We start from the raw sequence: 13480 nt of genomic DNA on the forward strand, positions 1-13480 counted from the left end.
CGGCCGAGGGTAGACCTGTCTCGCCGTCGGGCCGACTCCCGCCGAGATCCCCGGTGCTCTCGTTCATCGATCTCACGGGCCTCCGCGATCGGGGCTCTCCCGGTGTCGACCGGTCAGATCTCGTTTCGCTGAGCGAGACGAAGACCAGCCGTCCGGCCCGGTTGATCACCACCCTGGCGGTCTGCCTCTCCTCCCGCTTCATCACGCGGACCGACCGGGATGCGCGGGCGTCGGACCGGGAGGCTCCGGGCGCTCGCGCTAGGTTTCTGTTTTTGCCGCCTTTTCTGCGACGCCCGGGATCCGCCCGGCCGGAAAATGCGCTAGGCGCCCGGCCGTGTCCCCGTCTATGGTCCCGCCGGAGGGCCGTCGCCGCCCGGGTCTGCAGACGGAGGGCGGGCGTGAAACGCGAGAGCGGGCTCGACGCGGTCAGGCTGCCCCTCGCCTCGGCCGGCGCGCGCCGGATCCACGGGACCGTGGCCCACGACCTCGGCATCGCGATCCTGGCCGGGCGCTACGCGCCGGGCGAGGTGCTGCCCGGCGAGATCGAGTTCTCGGAGCACTTGCGGGTCTCCCGGACCGCCTACCGCGAGGCGATCCGGATCCTCGTCGCCAAGGGACTGGTCGAGAGCCGGCCGAAGACCGGCACGCGGGTGAGCCAGCGCAACCGCTGGAACCTGCTCGATCCCGACATCCTCGCCTGGGCCTTCGAGGCGGATCCGAGCGAGGCCTTCATCCGCGACCTGTTCGAGCTGAGGCTCATCGTCGAGCCGGCGGCGGCGGCGCTGGCGGCGGCGCGCCGCTCGGCCGGCGATCTCGCCCGGATGGGCCATGCCCTGGAGGAGATGGCGCAGTTCGGGCTCGCCACCGATGCGGGCCGGGCGGCGGACCAGGCCTTCCACCACGCCGTGCTGGAGGCGACGCGCAACGCCTCGCTGATCGCCCTGTCGAGTTCGATCGCCGCGGCGGTGACCTGGACCACCATCTTCAAGCAGCGGCGCCGGGCGCTGCCGCGGGATCCCCTCCCCGACCATCGCCGGCTCTTCGAGGCCATCGTCGCCGCCGATCCGGAGGCGGCGCGGGCGGCGATGAGCGATCTCGTGCGCCTCGCGCTGGCCGACACCGAGATGTCGATGAAGGAGTGAGCCCTCCGCCGCCGGCGCGCGATCCCCGGGGCCGCCGCCGCGACGCGGCGCAGGCCCCGGAGACGCGCCCGAGCCGGGGCGGCCCGTCAGTGGTTGTCGCGGGGCAGGCCGCGGGTCTGGGCGACCCGCTGGAACTGCTCGGCGCCCTCCAGGATGGCGCCGGTATGCATCTGCCCGACGGCTGCCCGCTGCATCGCCTGCCAGGGCGTCTGCGACGGCGGGTAGGCGTAGCCCCCGGCCGCCTCGAAGGCGCGGCGGCGCTCGGCCAGCTCCGCCTCGGAGATCAGCAGGTCGGCCCGGCCGCGGCGCAGGTCGATCCGCACCCGGTCGCCGGTGCGCAGCAGGGCGAGGCCGCCGCCGGCCGCCGCCTCCGGCGAGGCGTTGAGGATCGAGGGCGAGGCCGAGGTGCCCGATTGCCGCCCGTCGCCCAGGCAGGGCAGCGCGTGCACGCCCTCGCGGATGAGGTAGGCGGGCGGGCGCATGTTCACGACCTCGGCCGCGCCCGGGTAGCCGACCGGGCCGGCGCCGCGCATCACCAGCACCGTGTCGGGGGTCACCGTCAGCGCCGGGTCGTCGATGCGGTGGTGGTAATCCTCGGGCCCGTCGAAGACCACGACCGGCCCCTCGAAGGCATCCGGGTCCTCCGGATTCGACAGGTAGCGGGCGCGGAACTCCTCGCCGATCACGCTGGTCTTCATGATCGCCGCCTCGAACAGGTTGCCGGTGAGGACGAGGAAGCCGGCCTTGTCCCTCAGCGGCTGCTCGAAGGGGCGGATCACCTTCTCGTCCTCGATGGTGGCGTCCCGGCAGTTCTCGCCCATCGTGCGCCCGTTCACGGTGAGCGCGTCCTCGCGGATGAGACCGTGGCGCATCAGCTGCGCCACCACCGCCGGCACGCCGCCCGCCCGGTAGAAGTCCTCGCCCAGGTACTCGCCCGCGGGCTGGAGGTTGACGAGGAGCGGCACGTCGAGGCCGTGGGTCTGCCAGTCGGTGATGGAGAGGTCCGCCCCGACGTGGCGGGCGATGGCCGCGAGGTGGATCGGCGCGTTGGTCGAGCCGCCGATCGCCGTGTTGACCACGATCGCGTTGAGGAAGGCGTCGCGGGTCAGGATGTCGGAGGGCTTGAGATCCTCGTAGGCCATCTCGACGATGCGCTTGCCGGTCCGGTAGGCGACCTCCTGACGGTCGCGGTAGGGCGCCGGGATCGCGGCCGAGCCCGGCAGCATCATGCCGAGCGCCTCGGCGAGCGAGTTCATGGTCGAGGCGGTGCCCATCGTGTTGCAGTAGCCGGTGGAGGGCGCCGACGAGGTGACGAGCTTGATGAAGCCCTCGTCGTCGATCTCGCCGGCCGCCAGCATCTGGCGGGCCTTCCAGACGATGGTGCCCGAGCCCGTGCGCTCGCCCTTGTGCCAGCCGTTCAGCATCGGCCCGACCGAGAGGGCGATGGCCGGGATGTTGACGGTCGCGGCGGCCATCAGGCAGGCCGGGGTGGTCTTGTCGCAGCCGGTGGTGAGCACGACGGCGTCGAGCGGGTAGCCGTAGAGCAGCTCGACGAGGCCCAGATAGGCGAGGTTGCGGTCGAGGCCCGCGGTCGGGCGCTTGCCCGTCTCCTGGATCGGGTGGACGGGGAATTCGAGCACGATGCCGCCCGCCTCGCGGATGCCCTCCCGCAGGCGCTCCGCGAGGACGAGGTGGTGGCGGTTGCAGGGCGAGAGATCGGACCCGGTCTGGGCGATGCCGATCACCGGGCGGCCGGAGCGCAGCTCCTCCAGCGTCAGGCCGAAATTCAGGTAGCGCTCCAGGTAGAGCGCGGTCATGTCGATGTTCTCAGGGTTGTCGAACCACGCGCGCGAACGGAACGTGCGGCGGGCGGGAGCGTCGGTCATCGGCGGGTCTGGTCCGGGCTGGTGGTGAAGCGGTAGGCGATGCGGCAGCGGTAGGTCGCACCGGGGTCGAGGCGGGCCGAACCGAAATCCGGCCGGTTGGGCGTGTCCGGGAACAGACCCGGCTCGAGGCAGAAGGCGTCCGACTGCCGGTAGGCGAGGCCGGACTTGCCCCGCACCGTCCCGTCGAGGAAGTTGCCGGTGTAGACCTGCAGGCCGGGCTGGTCGCTCAGGACGTCGAGCACGCGGCCGGATTCCGGGTCCTCGGCCCGGGCGACGAGGCGCGGCTCCGCCGTCGGGGCCGCCGAGAGCACGAAAGTGTGGTCGTAGCCGCGGCCGCGCAGGATCTGCGGGTCGCGCCCGTCGCGGATGCGCGCGCCGATCCGCGTCGGCGCGCGGAAGTCGAAGGGCGTGCCCGCGACCGGCGACGGGTCCCCGGTCGGGATCATGGTTCCGTCGACGGGCGTGATCGCCTCGGCCGGGACCGTCAGCACGTGGTCGAGGATGCTGCGGCCCGAGTCCTCGCCGGCGAGGTTGAAGAAGCTGTGATTCGTCAGGTTGACGATGGTCGGCCGGTCGGTGGTCGCCTCGTAGGTGATGGAGAGCGTGCGGTCCGGGCCGAGGCGGTAGGTGGCCGAGACGGCGAGCGTGCCCGGATAGCCCTCCTCGCCGTCGGGGCTCACGTACAGCAGGGTCACCGAGGGCGAATCGCCCTGCGTCACCGCCGCGATGTCCCAAAGGCGCTTGTCGAAGCCCTGCCGTCCGCCGTGAAGGGCGTTCGGGCCGTCATTGGCGGCGAGGGCGTAGCCCCGCCCGTCCAGGGTGAAGCGCGCGTCGCGGATCCGGTTGGCGTAGCGCCCGACGCTGGCGCCGAAATACCCGCCCCGCTCCACCATCGCGGCGAGGTCCGGATGACCCAGCAGCACGTCCGCGGGGCGCCCGGCCCGATCCGGAACGTCCAGGCCGCGCAGGGTCGCGCCGAAGGCGCAGATCCGGGCGGTCAGGCCGGAGGGCCCGCGCAGGGTGACCTCCTCGACGGGCCGGCCGTCGGGCAGCGAACCGAACGGACGGCGCGCGGCGGCGCCCGTCGCAGGCCCGGCGCCCTGATCCTCCGGCATGCTCCCTCCTTCACGCGCCCGCTCCCGGCGGGTCTCATCCTCGCTTGACGTTGCGACTTATACTCATACAAATACCGGCGGCACAAGCCGCGGGAGGCCGCCCGCCTCGGCCAGCGTGACCCCGTGGGAGGTCAGCGCGACCCTGCGGCCGTGACCGGCGCTGCGCCGATACTCTCTCTGCGGCATGCCTGAGAGGCATGTGAATGGTCTTACGGTATGACTATTCAAGGCGCCGCGCCCGTGCCATAAGCCGAAGGCCCAACGCACCCAAGAGGCGCCGGGACATCTAGGGAAGGACGCACCATGAGAGGGGCTGTCTCCATCAAGGCCATGGCTCTCGGCTTGGCGCTCGCGGGCGCCGCCGCCGGTGCCCACGCCGCCTCGCTGACCGTCGGGTTCTCGCAGATCGGCTCCGAATCGGGCTGGCGCGCCGCCGAGACCACGGTCACCAAGCAGGAGGCGAAGAAGCGCGGCATCACCGTCAAGGTCGCCGACGCGCAGCAGAAGCAGGAGAATCAGATCAAGGCGATCCGCTCCTTCGTGGCGCAGGGGGTCGACGCGATCTTCCTCGCCCCGGTGGTCGCCACCGGCTGGGACGGGGTCCTCAAGGAGGCGCGCGAGGCCAAGATCCCGGTGATCCTGCTCGACCGCGACATCGACCCGTCGGGCAAGGATCTCTACCTCACCGCCGTGACCTCCGACAGCGTGGCGGAGGGCCGGGTGGCCGGCGAGTGGCTGGCCAAGACCGCGGGCGACAAGCCCTGCAACGTGGTCGAGCTCCAGGGGACGGTGGGGGCGAGCGTCGCCACCAACCGCAAGAAGGGGTTCGACGCGGCGATCGCGCCGCACGCCAATCTCAAGCTCGTCCGCAGCCAGACCGGCGACTTCACCCGTGCCAAGGGCAAGGAGGTGATGGAGAGCTTCATCAAGGCGGAGGGCGGCGGCCGCTCGATCTGCGCGGTCTACGCCCACAACGACGACATGATGGTCGGCGCCATCCAGGCCATGAAGGAGGCCGGGCTCAAGCCGGGCAAGGAGATCCTGACCGTGTCGATCGACGCGGTGCCGGACATCTTCAAGGCGATGGCGGCCGGCGAGGCCAACGCCACCGTCGAGCTGACGCCGGACATGGCGGGGCCGGCCTTCGACGCGCTCAAGGCCTACAAGGACAAGGGCACCGTCCCGCCCAAGTGGATCCAGACCGAGTCGAAGCTCTACACCGCCGCCGACGACCCGCTGAAGGTCTACGAGAGCAAGAAGAACCTCGGCTACTGAGGCGGGCCGCGCACCGCCCCGGCTTGCCGTCCGTGCCGCATCGTCCGGCGGGGCCGTCGCGGCTCCCCCGGGCGCTCCAGGGTGACCCCGGCTCACGCGAGCGTCCCTTGTCCGACACGCCCCTCCTCAGCGTCCGCGGGCTCTCGAAGAGCTTCGCCGGACACCAGGCCCTCGCGGGGGTCGACTTCACCCTGCGCCGGGGCGAGATCCACGCCCTCCTCGGCGAGAACGGGGCGGGCAAGTCGACCTTCATCAAGGCCGTGACCGGCGTCGTGCGGCGCGACGCGGGCGAGGTGCGCCTCGACGGCGCGCCGATCGCGCCCCGCTCCGCCGAGGAGGCGGCGCGGGCCGGGATCGCCACGGTCTACCAGGAGGTCGGCCTGCTGGCGAACCTCACGGTGGCGCAGAACCTGTTCCTCGGGCGCGAGCCGACCCGCTTCGGGCTGGTGCGCGGGCGCGAGATGCGGCGGCGCGCGGAGGCCCTGCTCGCGGGGTTCGGCCTGTCGATCGACGTCGGCGCGCCGCTCGGCCGCTACCCGGTGGCGGTGCAGCACCTCGTGGCGATCGCCCGGGCGGTCGATCTCTCGGCCCGGGCCCTCATCCTGGACGAGCCCACCGCCAGCCTCGACACCGCCGAGGTCGCGGTCCTGTTCGGGGTGATGCGCCGCCTCGCCGCCCGCGGGATCGGCATCGTCTTCGTGACCCACTTCCTGGAGCAGGTGTACGCGGTCACCGACCGCATCACGGTGCTGCGCAACGGCCGGCTTGTGACGGAGCGGGAGACCGCGCGCTTCCCGCGCCTCGACCTCGTGCGCACGATGCTCGGGCGCGACCTCGCCGAGACCAAGGAACGGACCGAGCCGGCCCACCGGGCGAGGGCGGAGGCGGCCGGCCCGCCGGTCCTGCGGGCCGAGGGGCTCGGCAAGGCGGGCTACCTGCGGCCGGCCGACCTGACGCTGGCGAGCGGCGAGGTGGTGGGGCTCGCCGGCCTCCTCGGCTCGGGCCGCACCGAGACGGCCCGCCTGCTCTTCGGCGCCGAGCGCGCCGATCGCGGCCGCATCCTCCTCGATGGGAAACCGGTGCGGATCGCCGGGCCCCGCGACGCCTTGCGCCACCGCCTCGGCTACTGCCCCGAGGAGCGCAAGACTGAGGGCATCGTCGCCGACCTCACCGTGCGGGAGAACATCGTGCTGGCGCTCCAGGCGCGGCGCGGCCCGTTCCGGCCGCTCAGCCGCGAGGCGCAGGACGCCATCGCCCGCGACTTCATCGCCCTGCTCGACATCCGGCCCCCGGACCCGGAGCGGCCGATCGGGCTCCTCTCCGGGGGCAACCAGCAGAAGGCGGTGCTGGCGCGCTGGCTCGCCACCGAGCCGCGCCTGCTGATCCTCGACGAGCCGACCCGCGGCATCGATGTCGGGGCGCACGCGGAGATCATCCGGCTGATCCGCCGGCTCTGCGACGAGGGCCTCGCCCTCCTGGTGATCTCGTCGGAACTCGAGGAGATCGTGACCTATTCGGACCGGGTGATCGTGATGCGCGACCGCGCCCAGGTGGCCGAACTCGCCGGCGAGGCGGTCGACGTCACCGCCATCCTCCGGGCGATCGCCGCCGAGCCGGTGGCCCTGCCGGACTCCGCCTGATGCGCCTCCTCCGCTCCGGAGCGCCCCAGCTCCTCGCCTTCGCGGCCGTGCTCCTCGCCGACCGGCTCGCCTCGCCGCAATTCCTCTCGCTGCGGCTTCAGGACGGGCGGCTGTTCGGCAGCCTCGTCGACGTGTTCAACCGCGGCGCGCCGGTGGCGCTGCTGTCGCTCGGCATGGTGCTGGTGGTGGCGACCGGCGGCATCGACCTCTCGGTGGGCGCCGTGATGGCGATCGCCGGGGCGGTGGCCGCCAGCCTCGCCGATTCGCATCCCCTGCCGGTGGTGCTCGCCGCCGCCCTCGGGACGGGCCTCGCCTGCGGGCTGTGGAACGGGCTGCTGGTGGCGGTGCTGCGCATCCAGCCGATCGTCGCGACGCTGATCCTGATGGTGGCCGGCCGGGGCATCGCCCAGCTCATCACCGAGGGCCGCATCGTCACCTTCTCCTCCCCCGACCTCGCCTTCCTGGGCGGCGGCGCGGTCCTGGGCGTGCCGATGCCGGTGGTGCTGACGCTCGGCATGCTCCTCCTGACGCTGGCGGTGGTGCGCGGCTCGGCCCTCGGCCTGATGATCGAGGCGACGGGCGGCAACGCCCGCGCGAGCGCGCTCGCGGGCATCGACACGCGCGCGGTGACGATGGCGGTCTACGTCTGGAGCGGGCTCTGCGCGGCGCTGGCCGGCGTGGTCGCGGCCGCCGACATCCTGGGCGCCGACGCCAACAACGCCGGGCTGTGGCTCGAACTCGACGCGATCCTGGCCGTGGTGATCGCCGGCTCCTCCCTCCTCGGGGGGCGGTTCAGCCTGGGGCTCGCGGTGCTCGGCGCCTTCATCATCCAGGCGATGAATACCGGGATCCTGCTCTCCGGCCTGCCGCCCGAACTCAACCTCGTGGTCAAGGCGGCGGTGGTGATGGCGGTGCTGCTGCTGCAATCGCCCCGCCTGTCGGGGCTCGCCCTGGCCCTGCGGAGCCCGCGATGAGCCGCCACCTTCCGGTCCTCGTGGCCGCCCTGCTCTTCGCGGCGGGCTACGCCCTCTGCGCCACGCAGTACCCGGCCTTCCTGACCACCCGGGTGGTCGGCAACCTGCTGACCGACAGCGCCTTCCTGGGCATCGTGGCGGTGGGCACCACCTTCGTGATCATCGCGGGCGGCATCGACCTCTCGGTCGGGTCGGTGATCGGGCTGACGACGGTCTTCCTGGCCCTGGCGATCGAGCGCTGGGGCCTGCCGCCCCTCGCCGCCTTCGCGATCGTCCTCGTGACCGCCGCCCTGTTCGGCGCCGCCATGGGCGCGCTGATCCACGTCTTCGAGATGCCGCCCTTCATCGTCACGCTCGCCGGCATGTTCCTGGCGCGGGGCGCGGGCTTCCTGCTCTCGACGGAGTCGGTCCCGATCAACGCGCCCCTCTACGGCCTCGTCGCGGACAGCGCCCTGCGCCTGCCCGGCGGCGGCCGGCTCACCCTCACGGCCGGCGTGATGCTGGCGGTGTTCCTGGCGGGCGGCGTGCTCCTGCACGCGACGCGGTTCGGGGCGATCGTCTTCGCGCTCGGCGGCAGCCGCCACACGACCGGGCTGATGGGCGTGCGGGTCGGGCGCTACACCGTGGCGGTCTACGCGCTGTCGAGCCTGCTCGCCGCGCTCGCCGGCATCGTGTTCTCCCTCGACACGGCCTCGGGCACCCCCCTCTCGGCGGTGGGCGTCGAGCTCGACGCGATCGCCGCCGTGGTGATCGGCGGCACGCTCCTCACCGGCGGCCAGGGCGGCATGGTCGGCACCTTCCTGGGCGTGATGATCGGGGGCCTGATCCAGACCGCCATCACCTTCGACGGCACCCTGTCGAGCTGGTGGACGAAGATCGCGACCGGCCTGCTGCTGTTCTGCTTCATCGCCCTGCAGCAGGGTTCGATGGCGCTCGCCGGGCGCCCGCGCCGGCCCGGCGGCGGCGACCGCGCGGCGGAGGCGGGAACCCCGGCCGGCGCCGGGTCGCCGCGGGCGGAGCCGCCGGTCCGGCCAGTGGAGTTCCGGCCGTGAGCGAGCCCCTCCTCGTCTTCCGGGCGCGCCCGGCCCGGGCCTGTCACGCCGTCGTGGCGCGGGCGATCGCGATCGACATCATCGCAGGGCGCTATGCCGAGGGCGCGCGGCTGCCGGGCGACGCCGAGCTCCTCGACCTGTTCGGCGTCTCCCGGCCGGTCCTGCGCGAGAGCGTGAAGACCCTGGTCGCCAAGGGCCTGCTGACCACGCGGGCGCGGATCGGGACGGTGGTGCGCCAGCGCGGCGCCTGGAACATGTTCGATCCCGACGTGCTCGCCTGGCACCTGGAGACCGGGATCGACCGGCGCTTCGTCGCGGACCTCGCCGAGATCCGCCTCGCCGTCGAGCCGCGGGCCGCCGAACTCGCCGCCGCGCGGCGCAGCGAGGCCGACCTCGCGGCGATGCGCGACGGCCTCGCCCGGATGGTGCGCGAACCCTCCGGCTCCGCTGGTTTCGCGGAGGGCGACCTCGACCTCCACATCGCCGTCGCCACCGCCTCCGGCAACCCGTTCATGCGGGCGATCGAGGGCGTGGTGGATGCCGCCCTGCGCGCCACCTTCCGCCTCTGCGCGCCCGTGCGGGAGGAGGACCGGCAGCTGACGCTGGCGCTCCACACCCGCATCGTCGAGACGATCGCCGCCCACGACGCCCCGCAGGCCGCCGAGGCCATGCGGGCCGTCATCCTCAACGGCCTCAGCCGCTCGCCCGGGGCCCGCTGAGCCCCCGATCCACCCCTCCGGAGTTCCCCCCGCATGTCCGCTTCCCCCCTGCGCCTCGCCATCGTCGGGCTCGGCAAGATCGCCCGCGACCAGCACCTGCCGGCGATCGCGGCCACGCCCGGCCTCGACCTCGTGGCGGTGGCGAGCCCGGAGGGCGGGATCGACGGGCTGCCCCACGCCCCCTCCCTCGACGCCCTCCTCGCCTCCGGCACCGCCTTCGACGCCGTCGCGCTCTGCACCCCGCCCGTGGGCCGCGGCGCCCTCGCGGCGGCGGCGCTGGCGGCGGGCAAGCACGTGCTCCTGGAGAAGCCGCCGGGCGCGACCCTCGGCGAGGTCGCGCCTCTCGAGGCGGCGGCCCGGGAGGCGGGCTTGGCGCTCTACGCGACCTGGCACTCGCGCTACGCACCGGCGGTGGCGCGCACCCGGAACCTGCTGCGGGACTGCGCGATCCGCTCCGTCTTCGTCGACTGGCGCGAGGACGTGCGCCGCACCCATCCGGGCCAGGACTGGATCCTGGAGCCCGGCGGCCTCGGGGTGTTCGATCCGGGCATCAACGCCCTGTCGATCCTCACCGAGATCCTGCCGCGGCCCGTGCGCGTCGTCTCGGCCGACCTCGCCTTCCCGGAGGACCGGCAGGCGCCGGTGCTCGCCCATCTCGCCCTCGCCGATTCGGCCGGTATCCCGATCCGGGCGGAATTCGAGTTCCTGCATCCGGGCACGCCCGTCTGGGACATGCGCATCGAGACCGACCGCGGCACCTACCTGCTGTCGGGCGGCGGGGCGGCGCTCAGCCTCGACGGCGCGGCCATGCCCTCCGAGCTCGACACGGAGTACCGGGAGATCTACCGGCGCTTCCTCGATCTCGTGGCGCGCCGGGCCTGCGACGCCGACCTGAGCCCGCTCGCCCTGACGGCGGATTGCTTCATGCTCGGGCGCCGCCGCACCGCCCCGGCCTTCGGGGGCTGGTGATGGCGGACCCGCTGCCCGCCGGCGTCGCGATCCTCGACGCCACGCCCTGCCACCTCGGCGAGGGCGCGGCCTACGACCCCGCCACCGGCACCGCGTGGTGGTTCGACATCCTGGAGCGCCGCCTGTTCGAGGCGCGGCCCGATACCGGCGCGGTGCGGGTCCACGCCCTGCCGCTGATGGCGAGCGCGATCGCGGTGGCCGGCGACGGCCGCCACGTCCTCTCGGCGGAGGACGGGCTGCACCTGCGTGAGGCGGACGGGCGCCTGACCCGCCTCGTCGCCGTGGAGGACGACGTCCCCGGCACGCGCTCCAACGACGCCCGGGTGCATCCCTGCGGGACCTTCTGGTTCAGCACGATGGGCCGGGCGGCCGAGCCGGGCGCGGGGGCGATCTACGCCTATCGCGGCGGCGCCGTGGCGCGGCTGTTCCCGGACATCACGATCCCGAACGCGATCTGTTTCACGGCGGACGGCGCCACCGGCTTCTTCGCCGATACCGGCCGGGGCGAACTCTACCGGGTGGACCTCGACCCGACGACCGGCCTGCCCCGCGGCGAACCGGCCCTGCTGTACCGGCACGAGGACGAGGCCGGGCTCGACGGGGCGGTGGTGGACGCGGCCGGCCTCCTGTGGATCGCCCGCTGGGGCGGCGCGCGCGTCGACGCCTTCACGCAGGCGGGCGAGCGGGTCCGCAGCGTGGCCGTCCCGGCCCGGCAGCCGAGCTGCCCGGCCTTCGTCGGCGCCGCCCTCGACCGGCTCCTCGTGACCACGGCCGTCGAGAACATGGACGAGGCCGCCCGCGCGGCGGACCCTCTCGGCGGCCAGACCTTCCTCGTGACGCCCGACGCGGTCGGACGTCCCGAGCCCCGCATCCGCCTCGGGGAGGCCTGAGGCGACCCACGAGACGGGCGGCGCACCGCCCCGGATGACCGACGCACAAGGGAGCACACGCATGATCACCGTCACCCGCCGGGCCGCCGCCCTCGCCCTGGGCCTCGGCCTGATCGCCGGCCCGGCGCTCGCCGCCGGCAAGGCGAGCATCGGCATCGCCATGCCGACCAAGTCCTCGGCGCGCTGGATCGCCGACGGCGAGAACATCGTGAAGGTGCTGAAGGAGCGGGGCTACGACACCGACCTCCAGTTCGCCGAGGACGACATCCCCAACCAGCTCTCCCAGATCGAGAACATGGTCACCAAGGGCGCCAAGGTCCTGGTCGTCGCTGCCATCGACGGCACCACCCTCTCCGACGTCCTCGCCCAAGCCGCCGCCCGCGGCACCAAGGTGATCGCCTATGACCGCCTGATCCGCGACACGCCCAACGTCGACTACTACGCCACCTTCGACAACTTCCAGGTCGGCGTGCTCCAGGCCAAGTCCCTGCTCAAGGGGCTGGGCTACCCGGACAAGAAGGGGCCGTTCACCATCGAGCTGTTCGGCGGCTCGCCCGACGACAACAACGCCTACTTCTTCTACAACGGCGCGATGTCGGTGCTGCAGCCGCTGATCGACAACAAGGTGCTGGTGGTGGGCAGCGGCCAGGTCGGGATGGACAAGGTCTCCACCCTGCGCTGGGACGGCGCCGCCGCCCAGGCCCGCATGGACAACCTCCTCTCCGCCTACTACGCCGACAAGCGCGTCGACGCGGTGCTCTCCCCCTACGACGGCATCTCGATCGGGATCATCTCGTCCCTGAAGGGCGTCGGCTACGGTTCGGGCAATCAGCCGCTCCCGGTCATCTCCGGCCAGGACGCCGAACTGCCCTCGGTCAAGTCGATCGTCGCTGGCGAGCAATACGCCACGGTGTTCAAGGATACCCGCGACCTCGCCCGCGTCACCGCCGACATGGTGGACGCCGTGCTGTCCGGCAAGACCGTGACGGTCAACGACACCAAAACCTACAACAACGGGCGCAAGGTGGTGCCCTCTTACTTGCTGACTCCGATCGTGGTCGACAAGTCCAACTGGGAAAAGGTGCTTGTGGAGAGCGGATACTACAAAGCGGCGGAGATCCGCTGAGTGTCCGTTGCGCACGGGATCCGGCCCGCCGGACCCCCGAACCCGCGCCGCGGCGAGTCCGCGGCGTGGCCCGCCCAGCCACCCCGACGGCCGCCGCGCCGTCCTGACCCATGATGCACGAGGGAGTGAAACGATGACCGGAGTGACGCGCAGGGCCGCCGCCCTCGCCCTGGGCCTCGGCCTGATCGCCGGCCCGGCGCTCGCCGCCGGCAAGGCCACGATCGGCGTCGCCATGCCGACCAAGTCGATGGCGCGCTGGATCGCCGACGGCGACAACATCGCGAAGGTGCTGAAGGAGCGGGGCTACGACACCGACCTCCAATTCGCCGAGGACGACATCCCCAACCAGCTCTCCCAGATCGAGAACATGGTCACCAAGGGCGCCAAGGTCCTGGTCATCGCCGCCATCGACGGCACCACCCTCTCCGACGTCCTCGCCCAGGCCGCCGCCCGCGGCACCAAGGTGATCGCCTACGACCGCCTGATCCGCGACACGCCCAACGTCGACTACTACGCCACCTTCGACAACTTCCAGGTCGGCGTGCTCCAGGCCAAGTCCCTGCTCAAGGGGCTGGGCTACCCGGACAAGAAGGGGCCGTTCACCATCGAGCTGTTCGGCGGCTCGCCCGACGACAACAACGCCTACTTCTTCTACAACGGCGCGATGTCGGTGCTGCAGCCGCTGATCGACA

12 protein-coding genes are annotated in these 13480 nt (G+C 72.8%); 10 read left to right on the forward strand and 2 right to left on the reverse strand.

Features of this window, described 5'->3' with window-relative positions:
* Positions 1 to 398 precede the first annotated feature (398 nt).
* On the forward strand, positions 399 to 1142 hold the full coding sequence (locus ACW9J6_RS24925; RefSeq protein ID WP_457119135.1) for a FadR/GntR family transcriptional regulator: 744 nt from the start codon (positions 399 to 401) through the stop codon (positions 1140 to 1142).
* An 86-nt stretch (positions 1143 to 1228) separates the two neighbouring features.
* Here ACW9J6_RS24925 and ACW9J6_RS24930 read toward each other — a convergent pair whose 3' ends face one another.
* Both ACW9J6_RS24930 and ACW9J6_RS24935 read right to left on the reverse strand, forming a co-directional pair.
* Positions 1229 to 3028: an IlvD/Edd family dehydratase gene (locus ACW9J6_RS24930; protein WP_457119136.1), complete on the reverse strand. Its 1800-nt coding sequence runs from the start codon at positions 3026 to 3028 to the stop codon at positions 1229 to 1231.
* On the reverse strand, positions 3025 to 4143 hold the full coding sequence (locus tag ACW9J6_RS24935; protein ID WP_457119137.1) for an aldose epimerase family protein: 1119 nt from the start codon (positions 4141 to 4143) through the stop codon (positions 3025 to 3027). The genes ACW9J6_RS24930 and ACW9J6_RS24935 overlap by 4 nt, the downstream gene beginning before the upstream one ends.
* 330 nt (positions 4144 to 4473) lie before the next feature.
* On the opposite strand from ACW9J6_RS24935, the gene ytfQ reads away from it, so the two are divergent.
* The 9 genes from ytfQ to ACW9J6_RS24980 form a co-directional block, all read left to right on the forward strand.
* Entirely contained in the window at positions 4474 to 5418 is a 945-nt protein-coding gene (gene ytfQ / locus ACW9J6_RS24940; RefSeq protein ID WP_457119149.1) for a galactofuranose ABC transporter, galactofuranose-binding protein YtfQ, read from the forward strand.
* A 107-nt stretch (positions 5419 to 5525) separates the two neighbouring features.
* The gene (locus ACW9J6_RS24945) at positions 5526 to 7058 is read left to right on the forward strand and encodes a sugar ABC transporter ATP-binding protein (RefSeq protein ID WP_457119138.1); all 1533 of its coding nucleotides are present in this window, start codon (positions 5526 to 5528) and stop codon (positions 7056 to 7058) included.
* Positions 7058 to 8032: an ABC transporter permease gene (locus ACW9J6_RS24950; RefSeq protein ID WP_457119139.1), complete on the forward strand. Its 975-nt coding sequence runs from the start codon at positions 7058 to 7060 to the stop codon at positions 8030 to 8032. Before ACW9J6_RS24945 ends, ACW9J6_RS24950 begins: the two co-directional genes overlap by 1 nt.
* On the forward strand, positions 8029 to 9084 hold the full coding sequence (gene yjfF / locus ACW9J6_RS24955) for a galactofuranose ABC transporter, permease protein YjfF (protein ID WP_457119140.1): 1056 nt from the start codon (positions 8029 to 8031) through the stop codon (positions 9082 to 9084). Before ACW9J6_RS24950 ends, yjfF begins: the two co-directional genes overlap by 4 nt.
* Positions 9081 to 9803 (forward strand): FadR/GntR family transcriptional regulator, encoded by a 723-nt coding sequence (locus ACW9J6_RS24960; protein WP_457119141.1) that lies wholly within the window; start codon positions 9081 to 9083, stop codon positions 9801 to 9803. The genes yjfF and ACW9J6_RS24960 overlap by 4 nt, the downstream gene beginning before the upstream one ends.
* Before the next feature lie 33 nt (positions 9804 to 9836).
* Positions 9837 to 10772, forward strand: a complete 936-nt coding sequence (locus tag ACW9J6_RS24965; RefSeq protein ID WP_457119142.1) for a Gfo/Idh/MocA family protein — start codon at positions 9837 to 9839, stop codon at positions 10770 to 10772.
* Entirely contained in the window at positions 10772 to 11662 is an 891-nt protein-coding gene (locus tag ACW9J6_RS24970; protein ID WP_457119143.1) for an SMP-30/gluconolactonase/LRE family protein, read from the forward strand. Before ACW9J6_RS24965 ends, ACW9J6_RS24970 begins: the two co-directional genes overlap by 1 nt.
* Before the next feature lie 61 nt (positions 11663 to 11723).
* Positions 11724 to 12788: a multiple monosaccharide ABC transporter substrate-binding protein gene (gene chvE / locus ACW9J6_RS24975; RefSeq protein WP_457119144.1), complete on the forward strand. Its 1065-nt coding sequence runs from the start codon at positions 11724 to 11726 to the stop codon at positions 12786 to 12788.
* A gap of 133 nt (positions 12789 to 12921) precedes the next feature.
* Positions 12922 to 13480 (forward strand): substrate-binding domain-containing protein (locus tag ACW9J6_RS24980; protein WP_457119145.1); only part of this gene is annotated, 559 nt, incomplete at its 3' end.

The organism is Methylobacterium sp. JK268, assembly GCF_054052225.1.

What these genes read in the sequence shown, in the direction of transcription:
- ACW9J6_RS24930 (WP_457119136.1), bottom strand. Translation starts at nt 3,028, where the DNA reads ATGACCGACGCTCCCGCCCGCCGCACGTTCCGTTCGCGCGCGTGGTTC.
- ACW9J6_RS24935 (WP_457119137.1), bottom strand. Translation starts at nt 4,143, where the DNA reads ATGCCGGAGGATCAGGGCGCCGGGCCTGCGACGGGCGCCGCCGCGCGC.
- ytfQ (WP_457119149.1), top strand. Translation starts at nt 4,474, where the DNA reads ATGGCTCTCGGCTTGGCGCTCGCGGGCGCCGCCGCCGGTGCCCACGCC.
- ACW9J6_RS24950 (WP_457119139.1), top strand. Translation starts at nt 7,058, where the DNA reads ATGCGCCTCCTCCGCTCCGGAGCGCCCCAGCTCCTCGCCTTCGCGGCC.
- yjfF (WP_457119140.1), top strand. Translation starts at nt 8,029, where the DNA reads ATGAGCCGCCACCTTCCGGTCCTCGTGGCCGCCCTGCTCTTCGCGGCG.
- ACW9J6_RS24965 (WP_457119142.1), top strand. Translation starts at nt 9,837, where the DNA reads ATGTCCGCTTCCCCCCTGCGCCTCGCCATCGTCGGGCTCGGCAAGATC.
- ACW9J6_RS24970 (WP_457119143.1), top strand. Translation starts at nt 10,772, where the DNA reads ATGGCGGACCCGCTGCCCGCCGGCGTCGCGATCCTCGACGCCACGCCC.
- chvE (WP_457119144.1), top strand. Translation starts at nt 11,724, where the DNA reads ATGATCACCGTCACCCGCCGGGCCGCCGCCCTCGCCCTGGGCCTCGGC.